Origin of the sequence: Psychrobacillus sp. FSL W7-1493 (assembly GCF_038004905.1) — a bacterium.
Lineage (GTDB): Bacteria > Bacillota > Bacilli > Bacillales_A > Planococcaceae > Psychrobacillus.
In genome coordinates this window covers 183,446-198,344 of sequence record NZ_JBBOSB010000002.1, presented here as the reverse complement: position 1 = coordinate 198,344, position 14,899 = coordinate 183,446, and the positions used below count along the sequence as shown (strand labels likewise).

Below are 14,899 nucleotides of genomic sequence, written 5' to 3'. Positions count from 1 at the left end.
GTCTAACCAGTTGTGTGACTGATTAGACGCTTTTTCTATGATTAATTATAAAAAACTAACTTTAATTTTAAAGCCTTTGCATATGAGTTTCTTTAAAAGATTCTTGGTACTTTAATCCAAAGCCAAAAAGTCTATCCATAAAAATATGGGCTACCCAAATGATAGAAATTATAAGCAAATAATCTTTTAAAAAGTAGAAGTAACCTAATGTTAAAAGTATAGGAAAAATAAAACTGTGACCAACATTATAAATGGTCGCACCTATTTTATTATTAATTGTATAACCGATCATCGTAATATCAGGAACGAATAATAGTAAAAAAAACATCCAGATTGGAAAGTCCAGCTGCATATAAATAAAAAAGGAAATCCCGAAAGCTAATCCGTTTTCGAGGTGAATTATATGATTGACCTTCACTTCAACACCCTTTCTATCCTTAGAATTCGTCTTATCTTTCTTTCCTGATCAGCTATTTTGAATGAGGTCAAAACATACTTTTTATTAGAATGTTCTTTATTGAAGGAAGCTGGTGATAATCTTGGTTTTTCAATTTTAGCTGCCTCTGATATTCCAAAAATATATTCAGCATGTTTCCTTCCATTTCTCAAGAATATAACTAATCCCAACAATTAAAAATAACCTCTCCATTATTATTCGGACGCCAATACTTCACATTTTTTAATTCATCCTCTGATAAATCATGAGCGTTAGGATTAAACGGATCATTTAAAAAAGCTGCTTCTAAAACTGTATAAAATGGACTCAGCTCAGTGGATAAATTATCATACTCTATAAATTGTAGCTGGAGTTCATTTTCATATAATACAATGGCTGCATATGGAAAATATTGATGCAGTAGAATCGACACCACTTTTTTATCTACCTCAATGTCCATACGAAAATAATTCAATGGGTAGCTAGGTGAAAAAAAACCAATTATTTTACCATTAGTCTTTCTAGCAATTTCGTATCCTAACTTTTTAAATAGGTCTCCATCCATCTCTTTCATTTCAATTGTACTATTTGCTAAGCCGGTAATATTCATTGGTAGCCTCATTTTATTCTCCTTATCTTATTTACTTTTTAACAATGTAATGTAGTTCTACAAACTGGTTGAAGGTTCTAGTCCCTTTCAATATAAGGTCTAACTGATAATCTCCTTTATTGAATAACGGAATACCTTTTCCGATTATAGTCGGAGCAACAGTTAAAATAATTTCATCCACTAGTTTTTCTTTTAGAAAGTTTTGTAATAATTCGCCTCCACCGACAAGCCAAATGTTACTTCCTTCGCTACTTTTTAGTTCGCCGGTTAATTGCACTATGTTACCATTCGTAAACTGAACATCTTCGGTATCTTCCATAGTTAATCTTGTAAATACGTAACATTCTTTATTTTTATATGGAAATTCTCCTGATTCATGCTTTATTATCCAGTCATATGTTTTTTTACCCATTAAAACGGTATCTACCGTCTCATAAAACTCTGATATTCCATTATCACCCTCACCCTCTACATTAAATAGCCACTCTAAAGAATCATCTTCCGTAGCTATATATCCGTCTAAGCTAGCAGCAATATATAAAATCAAGTTTCGTTTATTATTCATTTGTATCTCCTTTTGTGATCTGTTTTCATTCAGTATATTTTAATTTTTGGCTATGTTAAACGTAAAGCTGATAGAAGTATACATAAAAAACGAGCTAGGATGTTTTCTACTGGCTCATTTACTTTGATATTATTTTTTACTGAAGCACGTGTTAGCTAAATAAGCATCTTCTCTTTTATTACACATTATCTACTTACTGCGAAGCAACCCTAATTACTCTTTACAGTTGGATTTCATCTTGAATAAATACGATATGATGGAAATGGAGAAATATACGAAAACTACAGCTATCGAACGAAAACTTCGTGAGCTAATTAAAATTCGTGCTTCTCAAATTAACGGATGTGCATTTTGTTTGAGTATGCATACAACCGATGCCCCAAAAATGGGTAAAACCGAACAGCGACTTTACTGTGTCAATGCATAGAAAGAGTGAATTCTACACTGAAGCAGAAAAAGTTGCTTAAGAATTGACAGAGCACGTGACATTAATCCCAATGAAACGTGTTCCAGACGAACTTTATCAGCGAACTCGAGAACATTATGACCAGAAACAATATGTAGGTCTTGTTCTAATTTTCAATCAAATCAACAGTTGGAACACAATTTGTATTTATTATAAAGAGAAAAATATTAGGAATAAGACGATTAATTATAATAAAGCTTATATCCCCTAATTTAGTAGAAAATTTATAACGATAATAGTAATGGAGCACCAAAAAATATTATTTAGCAGACAATTTTAATTACTAGTGATAAGATAAATTAAAATCCATCTTTTAGTAGAAAAGGAAAAATAGAAAATGACTAATATTAAAATTTTAAATTCGAATTCAGCCATTCATCCAAATCTACAAAACTATTTAGAAATCTTACCTATATTCCACTCGATGTTACCAGACATAGCTATTGGATTAACAAATACGCAAGAATGGATTGCTTATCATCCTGGGCGTAAAATAGATATAGGAGCAAGAGCTGGTACTAAAATCAATCCACGCGAACCATTAGCAGATTGTATTAAAAACATGATAGTAATAAGCGAAGAAGTTCCATCCGAATTCTTTGGAATTCCGTTTACTGGATCAGCTGCACCTATTGTAGATAATGGTCAGGTCATTGGAGCATTAGCCATTCAATTACAAAAACAAAACGAAAAACAACTTAGAACCATTTCAGAGCAGATTGAACAATCACTTGAACAAGCTAATAATCGTGTTGTATCTATAACAGATGGCTCGGAAGGTCTCTCGAAAATAAGTAATGTATTGTTAGAAAAGTCCAATCGTGCTTCGGAAGAAGTGAATAATACGGATGAAGTACTAAATTTCATTAAGAGAGTCGCTAATCAAACAAATCTTTTAGGGTTAAATGCTGCTATTGAAGCAGCAAGGGCTGGTGATAAAGGTCTTGGCTTCACAGTAGTCGCTAATGAAATAAGAAAACTTTCTTTAGAAACAGTTTCTTCCACAGAAAAAATAAGACAAACATTAACTAACATCCAAGAGTCTGTGAATGAGATTACAGCTTCCATACAAGAGGTTGTTATTGTTGGACAAGACCAGGTATCCTCTACTGAAGAAATCTCTAACATCATTACCAAAATTCACTCGATGAGTAAAGAGTTAAACAAGTATGCTTCCGAATTATAAAAATAAAGAACGTATTTAAATAGAACCTCCTGACATTAATCGTTTTGATTTAGTCAGGAGGTTCTTATTTGATAATCCAACAACTCATAATAGTTTGTGTGACTGTTGTTTTTAAACACTTTCCAATGAATGCTTCCTCGTCTTCGACTTTTGTTCTTTTTATATCAAACTCTTCTGGTAAAAAAAACAAAGAAATTTCACTATTTCATCCCAAAAATACTGTAAAAAATCCAAATCGTCTTTACTAATAGTCTTTGAATAAAGACTTCTACCATTATTCCACCAAAGGATTGTGCATCTCTTATTCCCATAATTTTTTTCAATCTGGTCGAATAAACTTACCAACAAGGATTTATTTGGATTACCATTTGAGAAATTAATCCATTAAAATCTGTAAATTTGCTTTTAGTCTGATACTTTGGTCTAACGTAATTATGTCTAAAAAGCCTTCCCACGAATTTGTCATATTTTCACCCATCTCCACTTCAAGAAAAATCAACCTAAGCCTTTAACATAGCCTGATTTTGTTAGATTCCAACTAAATATCCATCTATTAAAAAAAATGCCATGAACACGAAGTTCATGGCATTGCTAAGATTATAATTTTATCAGACTAGATCTCTTTTCTACTAAAGATCATCAAAGCCATTATCAATTGCATTCACCTTTACATATTGGCGAGACTTTTGTTCGAAGAAGTCTGTTTTAGTGCCATCTATATTATCTGCATATGCTCGAATCCATTTCATCGGGTTTTCCACATACTCAGGGTAGATTTCATTTAAACCGATGAGACGTAGCATTTTATTGGCGCGGTATTTAATATACCCTTGCATATCTTCTATATCGATTCCATCGATATCATGTAGCACATAATTGGACCATTCTATTTCTAGTTGGACAGATTCTTTAAATTGCTCATAGACCCACCCTATAAATTCATCGTTATTTAGCTCTGGATTTTCAGCTAGCGTTGCTCTGAATAGCTCTGATATAAACCGGCCATGCTCTAGCTCATCTCGGTTGATGTAGCTAATCATCGTAGAAGTACCTACCATTTTGTTATAACGAGCAAGATTATAAAAGAAGGCAAAGCCAGAATAGAAAAATAGCCCTTCCAATAATGTTGTATAAGTAAGCGTCTTTAATATGTTTTCCGTCGTTGGGTTCTCTACAAATTCATTGTAGTACTTGGCAATGTTTTGATTGCGCTTAATTAGCACTTCATCCGTTCTACCAAAATCAAATGCCTTGTTTTGCTTATCCAGCGATACAATGGATGATAAAACATAGGAATAGCTTTCATTATGCACGGCTTCTTGCTGTGCAATGACCGCCATAATGGATTGTACCGATGGATCTGTTGCATATAGCGAAAGCAATAGAGCTGTACGAGTTTGAGGTGCATCTAATGTCGCTAGCAGTCCAATGATTTTTAAGTACGCATCCTGCTCCGATTCACTCAAGCTACCAAATTGCTTTATGTCATTAGACATATTTATTTCATCCGCTTGCCAGTAGTTCCCTAGCAGACGTTTGTACATCTTATGCCAATGTGGATACGCAATATCATTCCAATTCAGTATACCGCTTGATTGCCCATTAAATATTCCTGTTGATTTGTTTGGATTTCTTGGTTCTAATGTTTTTGCCTTTTGCATGATTTAAAACTCCCTCTAGCCATTTAGTGACAATTTTCTCTTGGCTTCCTCTTGGTGACTGTTCAATTTTTAAGCCTTGGAAAGGACTGTTACAATAGCAAACTAGTTTATCCACTGCTCCGCAAAATAGCTCGTCTCCACCAAATTGAGTATCGCCAGAGCCAAATATATAACTATTTTCTGGTCGATATCCTAAGTCTCTTAAAAAATCCTTCATTTCATCTGGAATACCCCCCTGATCCCAGGTGAAAGTCCCTATAAATACTAAGTCATACAGCTGCAGGTCTGGTAAGTCTCCTATACCGATGCAATAGGTATCCACCTGATAATGGAGGGTCACCAGCTGATTTTGTAAAAGCTCTGCTATTTCTTCTGTATTTCCGCTATAGCTCACATAACATATAATTGCCTTCATCAGCTCGAACAGGACTCACATTCGATAAGTTCTACCGAGGTGGAACGTACGTAATAAGTCGTTTTTAGCCCACTTTTCCAAGCTTCTAAATGTAACGAAAGTAATTCCTTTGCCTTTATCGTGTTTTGTACATATAAATTTAAGGAGACCCCCTGGTCAATATGTCGCTGACGTGCAGCGTTTTGCTTCACCGTCCAATGCTGATCAATGAAATAAGCAGACTTATAAAACCACGTAGTCTCTGAATTTAAATCTGGCACTGTAACAGGAATTTTATAATCCTTCTTCTCTTCTGCATAAGACTTCTGGAAAATCGGATCAATACTAGCAGTACTTCCCGCTAAAATAGAAGTCGATGAATTAGGAGCAACTGCCATTAAATAACCATTTCTAAGACCTACTTCTGCGACCTTTCTGCGAAGCTTATTCCATTCGTCTCCTTCATACTGACGCTTTTCAAAATAAGCACCTGTTTGCCATTCCGAACCTTCGAATAAAGGATAAGCTCCCTTTTCCTTAGCAAGACTTGAGGATGCCTGAATAGTTAAATATGCAATTCTTTCGTATAATTTATCCGCAAGTTCAACCGCTTCCTCTGACTCCCAACGAATCTGCTTAAGTGCGAGCAAATGATGCCATCCAAATGTACCAAGACCAATACCTCGATACCTTGCATTTGTGCGCTCTGCCTGGGGCACAGGAATCATATTTAAATCGATTACATTATCTAGCATGCGTACTTGAATGTTTATCAGTCTTTCTAATACATTTGCTGGTACAGCCTTTCCTAAGTTAATAGAGGATAAGTTACAAACAACAAAGTCCCCAGGTTTTCTGCGTGTGACAATAACATCATCCTCTAACTGGATCGATTCAAAAGTTGTTGCGCTCTGGTTTTGAAAAATTTCTGTGCAGAGGTTACTACTATAGACCATTCCTTCATGCTTATTTGGGTTGCTCCGATTTACTTCATCTCGGTAAAACATATATGGCACCCCTGTCTCTAACTGAGACCTCATAATTCTTTTCATCAAGTCGATTGCTTGTACAGTTTCTCGCGATAGGCGTTGGTCATTCACACATTCCTCGTATTTTTCTCGGAATGATCCTTCTCCTCGTTTCTCATCGTAGAAATCCTCCAAAGAATAACCCATTACCTGACGAACCTCATGCGGATCAAACAAATGCCATTCTTCTCTTGCATCAACCCTCTCCATGAATAAATCCGGCAAGCATATACCTGTGAAAATATCATGCGCTCGAAGGCGATCATCTCCATTGTTTAGGCGTAAGTCTAAAAAAGTAAAAATATCCTTATGCCAAGCATCCAAGTAAACAGCTACTGCTCCTTGTCGTTGGCCAAGCTGATCGACGCTGACTGCCGTATTATTTAACTGTTTAATCCAAGGTAGAACTCCACTAGATGCTCCCACGAATCCTCGTATAGAAGAGCCACGGCTACGCACCTTCCCCATATATACACCGATACCCCCTCCAAATTTAGATAGAGTAGCTACGTCTGTATTACTGTCGTAAATACCTTGCAGACTATCATCTACAGTGTCTATAAAGCAGCTAGAGAGCTGTCCATGCGGCTTCCCAGCATTAGATAAAGTTGGAGTTGCAACCGTCATATATAAATTGCTCATCGCCCAATAAGCTTCTTTTATTTTTTCAAGACGGTTTACTTTTTCGTCCTTCATAAGTGTCATAGCTATAACAAGCCAGCGTTCTTGTGGCAACTCTACAATATTCTTATTAAAATCCTTCGCTACATAGCGATCTAAAAGGGTTTTTAAGGCTATATAGGTAAATAGGAAATCTCTTTTTGCGACAAGGAGATTTCCTAGCTGCTCTAACTCCTCATTCGAATAACTTTCCATAATAGAGGGATTATATATTCCCTTTTTAGCAAGGATCCGTACGTTCTCTGCAAATTTTGTATAGACGGCATCTGCGGTTGTGTTTCTGCGTTCGGCTTGCTGTGAATAGACTTCTGCTAAATATATTCTTGAGGCTACAAATGTCCAAAATGGCTCCTGTTCATCTAAAAAGCTTAGTGCATCTAGAGACATAGCTTTAGACCAAGCAGCAATTGTGCCTTCCGGGTGTTTTTGTAACCACTTGTGATGCGACTTAACTAAGGGCGCTATCTTTTCTTCTCCAAATTCTACTATTAACTGCTGTAATACCTGCTGTTTTTCTGTATTCGTAATAATTGCCAATTCAAATTCCTCCCTATTTTTTATATACAAAAAAAGCGATGCCTCCAGCCTCTTCGGCTGAGTCATCGCTCATGATTTTAAAGTAGGAAACAACAAGACATATCGTTCGTTTTAAGATAGAGTCTCTCGCCCCCACCTCTCAACCCCCGAAGAAAGTGTTGCTTCACCGATAAAAAGGCAGGTCTACTGGCTCGTGTTTCTCCCTTCTGCTGGCCTTCCCACGAAATATCGCAGTGGCATATTCAACAGTCGTCTACACTTACAGTTGCGGGGACAGCTTCGGTCTTTCACCGAATTCCCTTTTAAACCATAACGGTACCTTTTCATCGTATAAATACTATATATTGTGTTTTGATTACTTATATACCCTAACATATTGTGTTTAAACTTGTACATAGGTAAAAAGACTATGAGTTAGGTCTTACATCTTATTTTCAGAATAACTCTGTCACAAAATTGCGAATCCAATATTTTCTGTATATTATAATTATAGCGACCTATAAAAATGGTAAAATATCTTAATTTTAGGAGAGTGTTAAATATGATTGCAAGCAATTCCGCGAGGTCGACCTCTAAGGACTTATTACCCCAAGGACCAGTTGGTATTGGTGGCTGGCTGATACTTCCACTTATCGGACTTATTACCTCACCGTTTGTTATTATTGCCTATCTCATGATAGATGTTTTCCCTTTTATGACGGCTGAAGGTTGGGAGAGTATAACTAGTAGGAGTGGAGAGTATTACCACCCTTTATTTGGCCCAATTGTAATAATAGATCTCATCATTTACCTTGCTCAAAATTCTTTAGTTATCGTATTACTCATTCTTTTCTTTAAAAACAAAACCATTTTCCCTAGAGTAATGATCACCTATCTTACCACAATACTAATATTAGATATTCTCATAGGCTATATAAATTTGCAAATCGTAGAGAGTGTGTTTGAACCCGATCCTTTAACGTCCCAGCACTATATGTTTAATGTAATACGGGCTATGGTAAGTACCTCGATTTGGATTACTTATTTTAGTAAATCCAAGAGAGTAAAGAATACATTTGTAAAGTAAACATACGATAGGAGGTAGTTCTCAATGACTGTTACTAATGTATCTATACAACCACATAATGGACCCTCAGGAATTAATGGTTGGCTAATTCTGCCCTTGATCGGTTTGCTATTTGCACCATTTCACTATTTACTTAGATTTTTCAGCCACGTAATAACCTACCTTACGAATAACATTTGGGTGACGATGATTGAATTAGATGTATCTAAAGGACAGCAAATCTTCATAAGTGTAACCATAGTAGTCTACTCCCTTATTTTACTTTTAACAGCAGTCATCTCAACCATCCTTATTTTTCACTTTTTCAAGAAAAAAAGGACATTACCAAAGAATATGATTCTTTATTATATTGCCACAGCTGCGTGTAAAATTGTTCTCGGCTTTGCATTGTTTACATATCAAATCTATTATATGGAGTGAATCATGAGGAACGGTTTGAATTTGCTGCTGTCTCTATGATGTCCTTTATTTTTACATTTATATGGGCGAATTATTTCAATGAATCTCAAAGAGTTCATAATACATTTGTTCATTAACAAACAATCCAGCCCATAACTACAGTAAAGTCCTCATTACTAAATAAAATTAGTAATGAGGATTTAGTGTAAAACTATTTTCCTTCGATATAAGTTAATGTTTTTCCAGTAAATCCAAATAATATAGTCAAAATCGGGCTAATTAAGCAGAAAAATGCGAATGGTAAGTACTCGAGTGTTGTCACAGCTAATACATTCGTTATGAAAATCCCACATACACTCCATGGTACTAGCGGGTTTACAACCGTACCAGCATCTTCCATTACGCGTGCTAAGTTTTTATTGGCCAAACCAACTTTTTTAAATTGTGCTTGGAATGCTTCTCCAGTCAATAAAATCGACAAGTACTGCTCTCCGATAAGTGTATTAACCCCAATTGCAGTAAATGCAGTTGCTGCAACAACAGAACTCACCTTCCTTAGCGAGCTTTCCACTTTCATCAGCAAGCTTTGCACGATCCCCAGTGTAAACAAAAGTCCACCCATACTTAGGGCAAGTAGAACAAGCCCAATCGTAAACATCATGCTATTAATGCCTCCCCTAGAAAGTAAGGAGTCAATTGCTTCCATACCCGTGCTAGATGTAAAACCGTAAAATAGTATATTCAATACTTCCCCAAAACTAAAAGATTGATGGAAATAGGAAATAAGTATAGCAACAACTGATGTGAAAGCCAGAGATAATATAGCAGGCACTTTCTTAATGGAAAGTATAACGAGTAAAACAAGAGGGATCAGTGTATACCAATGAATCATCCCTGTTTGGAGTAGTCCAGCTTGAAATCCATTTACTTGCTCGAGCTGTTGAAATTCTTTGTTTGGCGATAAAATTACATATCCAATTAGCGAAATAATGAATGCTGGTATCGTTGTCCATCCCATATTTCGAATATGTTCAAATAAATCTACCTGAACGATAGCAGATGCGAGATTTGTAGTATCTGATAGTGGAGACATTTTATCTCCGAAAAAAGCTCCTGAAACAATTGCACCAGCTGTAATAGCCAAAGAAATATCCATAGCGCTAGCCATTCCAATAAAAGCAACACCGATTGTAGCTACTGTTGTTAGGGAGCTTCCTATCGATAAACCAACGATACAAGTAACTAGAAATACAATAGCATAAAAAAAGTGGGGCGTAATAAATTGAAAGCCTAAGTGAATAAGTGTTGGAATCGTCCCGCTCATCATTAAGCTACTAACTAATATACCAATAAAGAAAAAGATGAAAATTGCGCCAAGACCTGCTTTGGCACCATCTGCTAGTCCTTCTTCTAGTTTTTTGTAAGGTACTTTCTTCATAAGACCATAAGTTATGAGTAATAGAATTGCCAGTAAGATAGGCATATGAGGAACTGAATCAAATTTTATGATACAAAGTGCCATTATTGCGATAATCATAGTACTAAGTAGTGCCGCCTCCGAAAATGAGGGGGAGATCGTGGAACGAATACGAAACATTGTATATCCTCCTAATAATAGTTTTTAGGAATGAAAAAAAACCTTCCAATCCCTATAGCTAGGGACGAAGGAAATCTCCGCGGTACCACTCTATTTGTCGAACATGGTGTATGTTCAACCACTTCATTAAAATTGAGTTTACTTAATTGTTGTAATTCATCTATCATGTTTACCTGAACTTTCACCAACCGTTCAGTCTCTTTTTGCTGGGTACATGCAGATTACTAGGACAATCACTCATACATATTCCACTTTCGCGATTCAACGCTTTCAATCGCTAAAGTTAATAGAATTTTATCATGTTTTACCGTACTGTCAAGATGTATTATGTTAAATGCATTATTAACGGGTATGTTTAATGAAAAAGACAGAAAACCATTAATTTTAACGTAGCCAAAAACAAAAGGATGACCCCTGTGAAAGAAGTCATCTCTTAATCATAAAAAAATATAATAAATGCTAGTACTGTCACTAAAACAATACGATAAACCTTAAACAGGATTTAATTAATTTGCAATTTCTGTTTAGCAATTATAAGTTCGCTCTAATTTATTGGTATTGGAGCCGTAATCCAAAACCTTAACTTCTTGTTATGCGAGCACTTTTTCTACCTTTATCTTCTGCTTTTTCGCTTTTAAATCTCCTCTCCAGGATAGATTTGTTCCCATTCTAATAATCATCTCTAAAGGACCTCGTTTAAATCTTTTTAGATAAAAATAGCTGCTTATGCACTGAAATACAAAAAGTATAAGAACAAGAAAAATACTGTTTAGCATTCCCAATGTTCCAAACTGACCCAAGCCGTATCCATAGAAGACAAAGGTACATACTATGCTTTGTGAAATGTAATTAGTTAAGGAAAGCTTCCCTGCACTCTCTAAACCAAGGAATACTTTACTAGCAGAAAACTTTCTAAATAGAAGAGCAAAAGTACCAATGTAAGCTATAGAAAGAAATTGTGCTCCTAAATGCAGAAAAATGTCTGTCCAATTGGAATCATCCCCAAGTATAGCTAATGATTTTAGCAATAGTCCTATCGGCAATAGTGCCATACTAAGCTTATACCACTTCTCCTCCTGTTCCATTTGTTGAAATAACCCACCTTTTGCAGCTGCCATTCCGAACAAAAACATTGGAGAGGTCAAAAGCGGTGCAAATAACAGCATAAACAGTATTAAGAAGGCCGTTTCCAACTCATCGTCCGTAAACAAGGGGCTCTCATTATTTCGATGATCCTTTATTTCTTCGTAAGAACCGCTTTTGTAGATATCATATGTTTTTTCTATGTAGTCAGAAATTCTTTTCTCTTCCTCTATTGATTGCTCTACTACACCATAACCGGCTGCCCCAGTCAGAATGAATAAAACCACTCCCCAGATGATTAACGTTTTCTTTTTTCTATTAAGAAAGAGTAATAGGAAGATACCCATCATCCCGTAAAAGGCCAAAATATCTCCTTCCCACAAGTAAGTCGAATGTAATAGACCTAATGAAAAAAGCAGTAAAAAACGTCTCCACAGGTGTCTTTTTACTTTTCCATTTTTATTTTTGATGGATTCTGCTAGTTTAATTAGCGAATATCCAAATAAAAAAGTAAAAATGGGCATAAAACTTCCTTCTACAACAATTTTTAGAAAAGAATATAATCCTTTATCTGTATCCGACAAAGAAAAATAACTAATTTCATCTTTTCCCCAAATACCGTAATGAAAGATTAAAAGATTGGCCAATAATATACCAAACAAGCTTAATCCTCTTAAGGCATCTATAAAGCTTATCCTATTTGTGTTCAACTAAAAAACCCCCTAAAATTTTCACCTTCTTAATTAGTATAAAATGGTAAGCTTATAATATATTGAAACCGACCTTAAAGAAACCTTAAATATTTATAGGAGTGAGTTAATTATGGAAGATACTAATATATTGATAGTGGAAGACGAGCTTGCCATCGCTGAAATGGTAGAAATCATTTTAAGAAGAGAAGATTTTCGTCATATTGATATTTGTGAAACTTATCAGAAGGCCAGTAGTTATATTTCCACTAGTCTTTATGATTTATATATACTCGACATAATGCTTCCCGATGGAGTAGGACTTGATTTAGCTAAACAAATTCGCTTAAAATCCAATGCTCCTATATTTTTTCTAACAGCAAAAGAAAGCGATGCTGATAAAATAAGAGGATTTATGAATGGAGCTGATGATTACATAACCAAACCTTTTAATCCATTGGAGTTAGCGGCCCGAGTTAAAGCACATATGAAACGCTATACTTCTGCATTTAAACCTTCTGATGAAAAGGTATATAAATTCGGCAATTTTATGTTGAATAAAAGTAGCGCAGAGCTAACTGTAAACGGAGAAAAAAGTATTGTTACGGGTAAACTATTTCATTTACTGCTTCTTTTTTGTGAAAATGCCGGACAGATTTTATCTAAGGAGCAAATTTTTCTTTCTATCTGGGGAGAAGACAGCTATATAGATGACAACACAATAATGGTACATATACGGAGACTCCGAGAGAAAATTGAACAAAACCCTAGTAATCCTCAACAGTTGGTAACTATTAGAGGGATTGGCTATAAGCTCGTTAATGAGGAGAAATAAGGTATGAGACTTTCGAGTAAACTATCATTACGATTTTTAATTTATTTTGTTGTATTCTATGCCGTATTATTTTTAGTGACATTTGGGATGTTCGCTTATATCATTTACGATTTACTTTCAAAGGAAGCTATCTCAGATATTCGTGCATTGGATACCTTTGAAATAGAAAGTGACATTCAGAAACAAACAGATGGTAGCTATATATTTTCGGAGGACTTAGTAAAAATGGCCAAACAAAACTCCGGCCATGTATACCTTGTAGACGAAGTAGGGAAAATTCTTGTAGCTACTGACCAAGAAAAACTGTCTTCACACTCTATTGAATGGACTGCCATACAGAAACAAGATCATGTTGTTTGGGAGTTACCAGATCAGCTTTTCATGATTTTCATAGAAAACCATATGGTAGAGTCGTTACTTGATAGGCTTTATATAAATAATGAAATTCAAATGAATGACGAGCTAGAAAAGGAGTTTTCAGCTGTAGATGCAGCAGTAGAAATATACAATTCCAATGGTACAAGAGAAGAAATCATTTATGGAGATACACATAAAGCATTAAGTAGCATGGAAATAGTTACGAATAGTCAGGACTACTTTGAAAGAAAAGAAGTTACAGCTTTCAAAATGATGGGAAATGGAAAAGTCCTAGTAGTACGAATGCCTAATATGAATTATCATCCCTTTGAGCCGGCCTTAGTAGATACGATGAAAAAGCTAGTGTTCTCCATTTTAGCATTTCATCTCTTTCTGTTCATCTTTACTATTCTTTTTTCTATCTGGCTTGGATATCGATTTGGTCGTCCTTTGCTCTACTTCTTGCATAGAATTGAAAAATTAAGCGTAAAAGACTACGAATCACCACATGACAAAAAATTACGTTCGCCAAAATCCGGTAGATTTAAACGAAAATACCGTATATACGAGGAAGTGGATAAGTCCCTAGCCAAATTAGCAAATACATTAAAAAGTAACGAAGAGAAGATAATAGAAACGGAAAAACTAAGAGAGGACTGGATTACTGGGCTTTCTCATGATTTAAAAACCCCTCTCAGTTCAATCTATGGATATTCTACCATGCTAGCTTCCTATGAATACTCCTGGTCGGCTGAAGAGGTACAACACTTTGCTAAAACCATGCAGGAAAAGTCTATTTACATGAATGCCTTAATCGAGGATTTGACTTATACTTACCAGTTGAAAAACGATGCAATTCAACTTAACAAAGAAAAATTAAATCTCTTTAAATTTTTAAGATCCTATGTTATCGCCAGTCATTGGAATGATGTTCAAGAACCTAGAGGGAATAAGGATCTTACTGTTTATTTAGATGCAAAGCTATTTGAACGGGTTCTCGATAATCTTGTAGGAAATGCAGTAAAACATACTCCGAATGGCACTAACATTTACTTGGAGATTTATGAAAAAGATAGCGTAGCCTGTCTTGCAATTCGAGATGAAGGCCCTGGTATTCCAAAGGTAGTTTTAGACAACTTGTTTAACCGTTACTATAGAGGAACAAATACAACTTCTGAAACTTCGGGAACTGGGCTTGGTTTAGCAATTACTAAACAACTAATAGAAGCACATAACGGTACTATAAGGGTAGAATCATTAAACACCGGAACACTAGTGACTGTTATTCTTCCAAAGGAATAATAAAAAG

Annotated in this window: 14 protein-coding genes, 1 pseudogene and 1 riboswitch; of the genes and pseudogenes, 7 read left to right on the top strand and 8 right to left on the bottom strand. The window is 35.4% G+C overall.

Going from position 1 to position 14,899, the window contains the following annotated elements:
• Positions 1-67: 67 nt before the first annotated feature.
• From MKX96_RS18500 to MKX96_RS18490, 3 genes are all read right to left on the bottom strand, one after another.
• Positions 68-418: a DUF4260 domain-containing protein gene (locus tag MKX96_RS18500; protein WP_340886520.1), complete on the bottom strand. Its 351-nt coding sequence runs from the start codon at positions 416-418 to the stop codon at positions 68-70.
• Positions 419-617: 199 nt separating this feature from the next.
• Positions 618-1,058 carry a hypothetical protein gene (locus MKX96_RS18495; RefSeq protein ID WP_340886517.1) on the bottom strand — a complete coding sequence of 147 codons (441 nt, stop codon included), beginning with the start codon at positions 1,056-1,058 and terminating at the stop codon, positions 618-620.
• Between the two features lie 19 nt (positions 1,059-1,077).
• Positions 1,078-1,611 carry a dihydrofolate reductase family protein gene (locus MKX96_RS18490; RefSeq protein ID WP_340886516.1) on the bottom strand — a complete coding sequence of 178 codons (534 nt, stop codon included), beginning with the start codon at positions 1,609-1,611 and terminating at the stop codon, positions 1,078-1,080.
• A 253-nt stretch (positions 1,612-1,864) separates the two neighbouring features.
• On the opposite strand from MKX96_RS18490, the pseudogene MKX96_RS18485 reads away from it, so the two are divergent.
• A pseudogene (locus tag MKX96_RS18485) lies at positions 1,865-2,288 on the top strand (carboxymuconolactone decarboxylase family protein).
• Between the two features lie 126 nt (positions 2,289-2,414).
• Positions 2,415-3,263, top strand: coding sequence for a methyl-accepting chemotaxis protein (locus MKX96_RS18480; RefSeq protein ID WP_340886514.1), 849 nt, complete (start codon positions 2,415-2,417; stop codon positions 3,261-3,263).
• 629 nt (positions 3,264-3,892) lie between these two features.
• On the opposite strand, the gene MKX96_RS18475 is transcribed toward MKX96_RS18480, so the two are convergent.
• From MKX96_RS18475 to MKX96_RS18465, 3 genes are read right to left on the bottom strand one after another with little or no spacing between them, the layout of a single operon-like run.
• Complete coding sequence (locus tag MKX96_RS18475; RefSeq protein ID WP_340886512.1) at positions 3,893-4,924, bottom strand: ribonucleotide-diphosphate reductase subunit beta; 1,032 nt, start codon at positions 4,922-4,924, stop codon at positions 3,893-3,895.
• A complete protein-coding gene (locus MKX96_RS18470; protein ID WP_340886509.1) occupies positions 4,866-5,339 on the bottom strand; it encodes a flavodoxin in 474 nt (157 codons plus the stop codon). The genes MKX96_RS18475 and MKX96_RS18470 overlap by 59 nt, the downstream gene beginning before the upstream one ends.
• Positions 5,339-7,558: a ribonucleoside-diphosphate reductase subunit alpha gene (locus MKX96_RS18465; RefSeq protein WP_340886959.1), complete on the bottom strand. Its 2,220-nt coding sequence runs from the start codon at positions 7,556-7,558 to the stop codon at positions 5,339-5,341. The genes MKX96_RS18470 and MKX96_RS18465 overlap by 1 nt, the downstream gene beginning before the upstream one ends.
• 165 nt (positions 7,559-7,723) lie before the next feature.
• Positions 7,724-7,902, bottom strand: a riboswitch (cobalamin riboswitch).
• Between the two features lie 203 nt (positions 7,903-8,105).
• On the opposite strand from MKX96_RS18465, the gene MKX96_RS18460 reads away from it, so the two are divergent.
• From MKX96_RS18460 to MKX96_RS19610, 3 genes are read left to right on the top strand one after another with little or no spacing between them, the layout of a single operon-like run.
• Entirely contained in the window at positions 8,106-8,630 is a 525-nt protein-coding gene (locus MKX96_RS18460) for a DUF2569 domain-containing protein (protein WP_340886508.1), read from the top strand.
• A gap of 24 nt (positions 8,631-8,654) precedes the next feature.
• On the top strand, positions 8,655-9,050 hold the full coding sequence (locus tag MKX96_RS18455; RefSeq protein WP_340886505.1) for a DUF2569 family protein: 396 nt from the start codon (positions 8,655-8,657) through the stop codon (positions 9,048-9,050).
• Between the two features lie 35 nt (positions 9,051-9,085).
• On the top strand, positions 9,086-9,166 hold the full coding sequence (locus tag MKX96_RS19610) for a hypothetical protein (protein ID WP_445678225.1): 81 nt from the start codon (positions 9,086-9,088) through the stop codon (positions 9,164-9,166).
• Positions 9,167-9,240: 74 nt separating this feature from the next.
• Here the strand turns inward: MKX96_RS19610 and nhaC are convergent, their stop codons facing one another.
• Positions 9,241-10,626, bottom strand: coding sequence for a Na+/H+ antiporter NhaC (nhaC, locus tag MKX96_RS18450; RefSeq protein ID WP_340886503.1), 1,386 nt, complete (start codon positions 10,624-10,626; stop codon positions 9,241-9,243).
• A gap of 590 nt (positions 10,627-11,216) precedes the next feature.
• On the bottom strand, positions 11,217-12,419 hold the full coding sequence (locus tag MKX96_RS18445; RefSeq protein WP_340886500.1) for a DUF418 domain-containing protein: 1,203 nt from the start codon (positions 12,417-12,419) through the stop codon (positions 11,217-11,219).
• Between the two features lie 112 nt (positions 12,420-12,531).
• On the opposite strand from MKX96_RS18445, the gene MKX96_RS18440 reads away from it, so the two are divergent.
• Both MKX96_RS18440 and MKX96_RS18435 read left to right on the top strand, forming a co-directional pair.
• Positions 12,532-13,233, top strand: coding sequence for a response regulator transcription factor (locus MKX96_RS18440; protein ID WP_340886497.1), 702 nt, complete (start codon positions 12,532-12,534; stop codon positions 13,231-13,233).
• Between the two features lie 3 nt (positions 13,234-13,236).
• Entirely contained in the window at positions 13,237-14,892 is a 1,656-nt protein-coding gene (locus MKX96_RS18435; protein WP_340886494.1) for a sensor histidine kinase, read from the top strand.
• Positions 14,893-14,899: the final 7 nt, after the last annotated feature.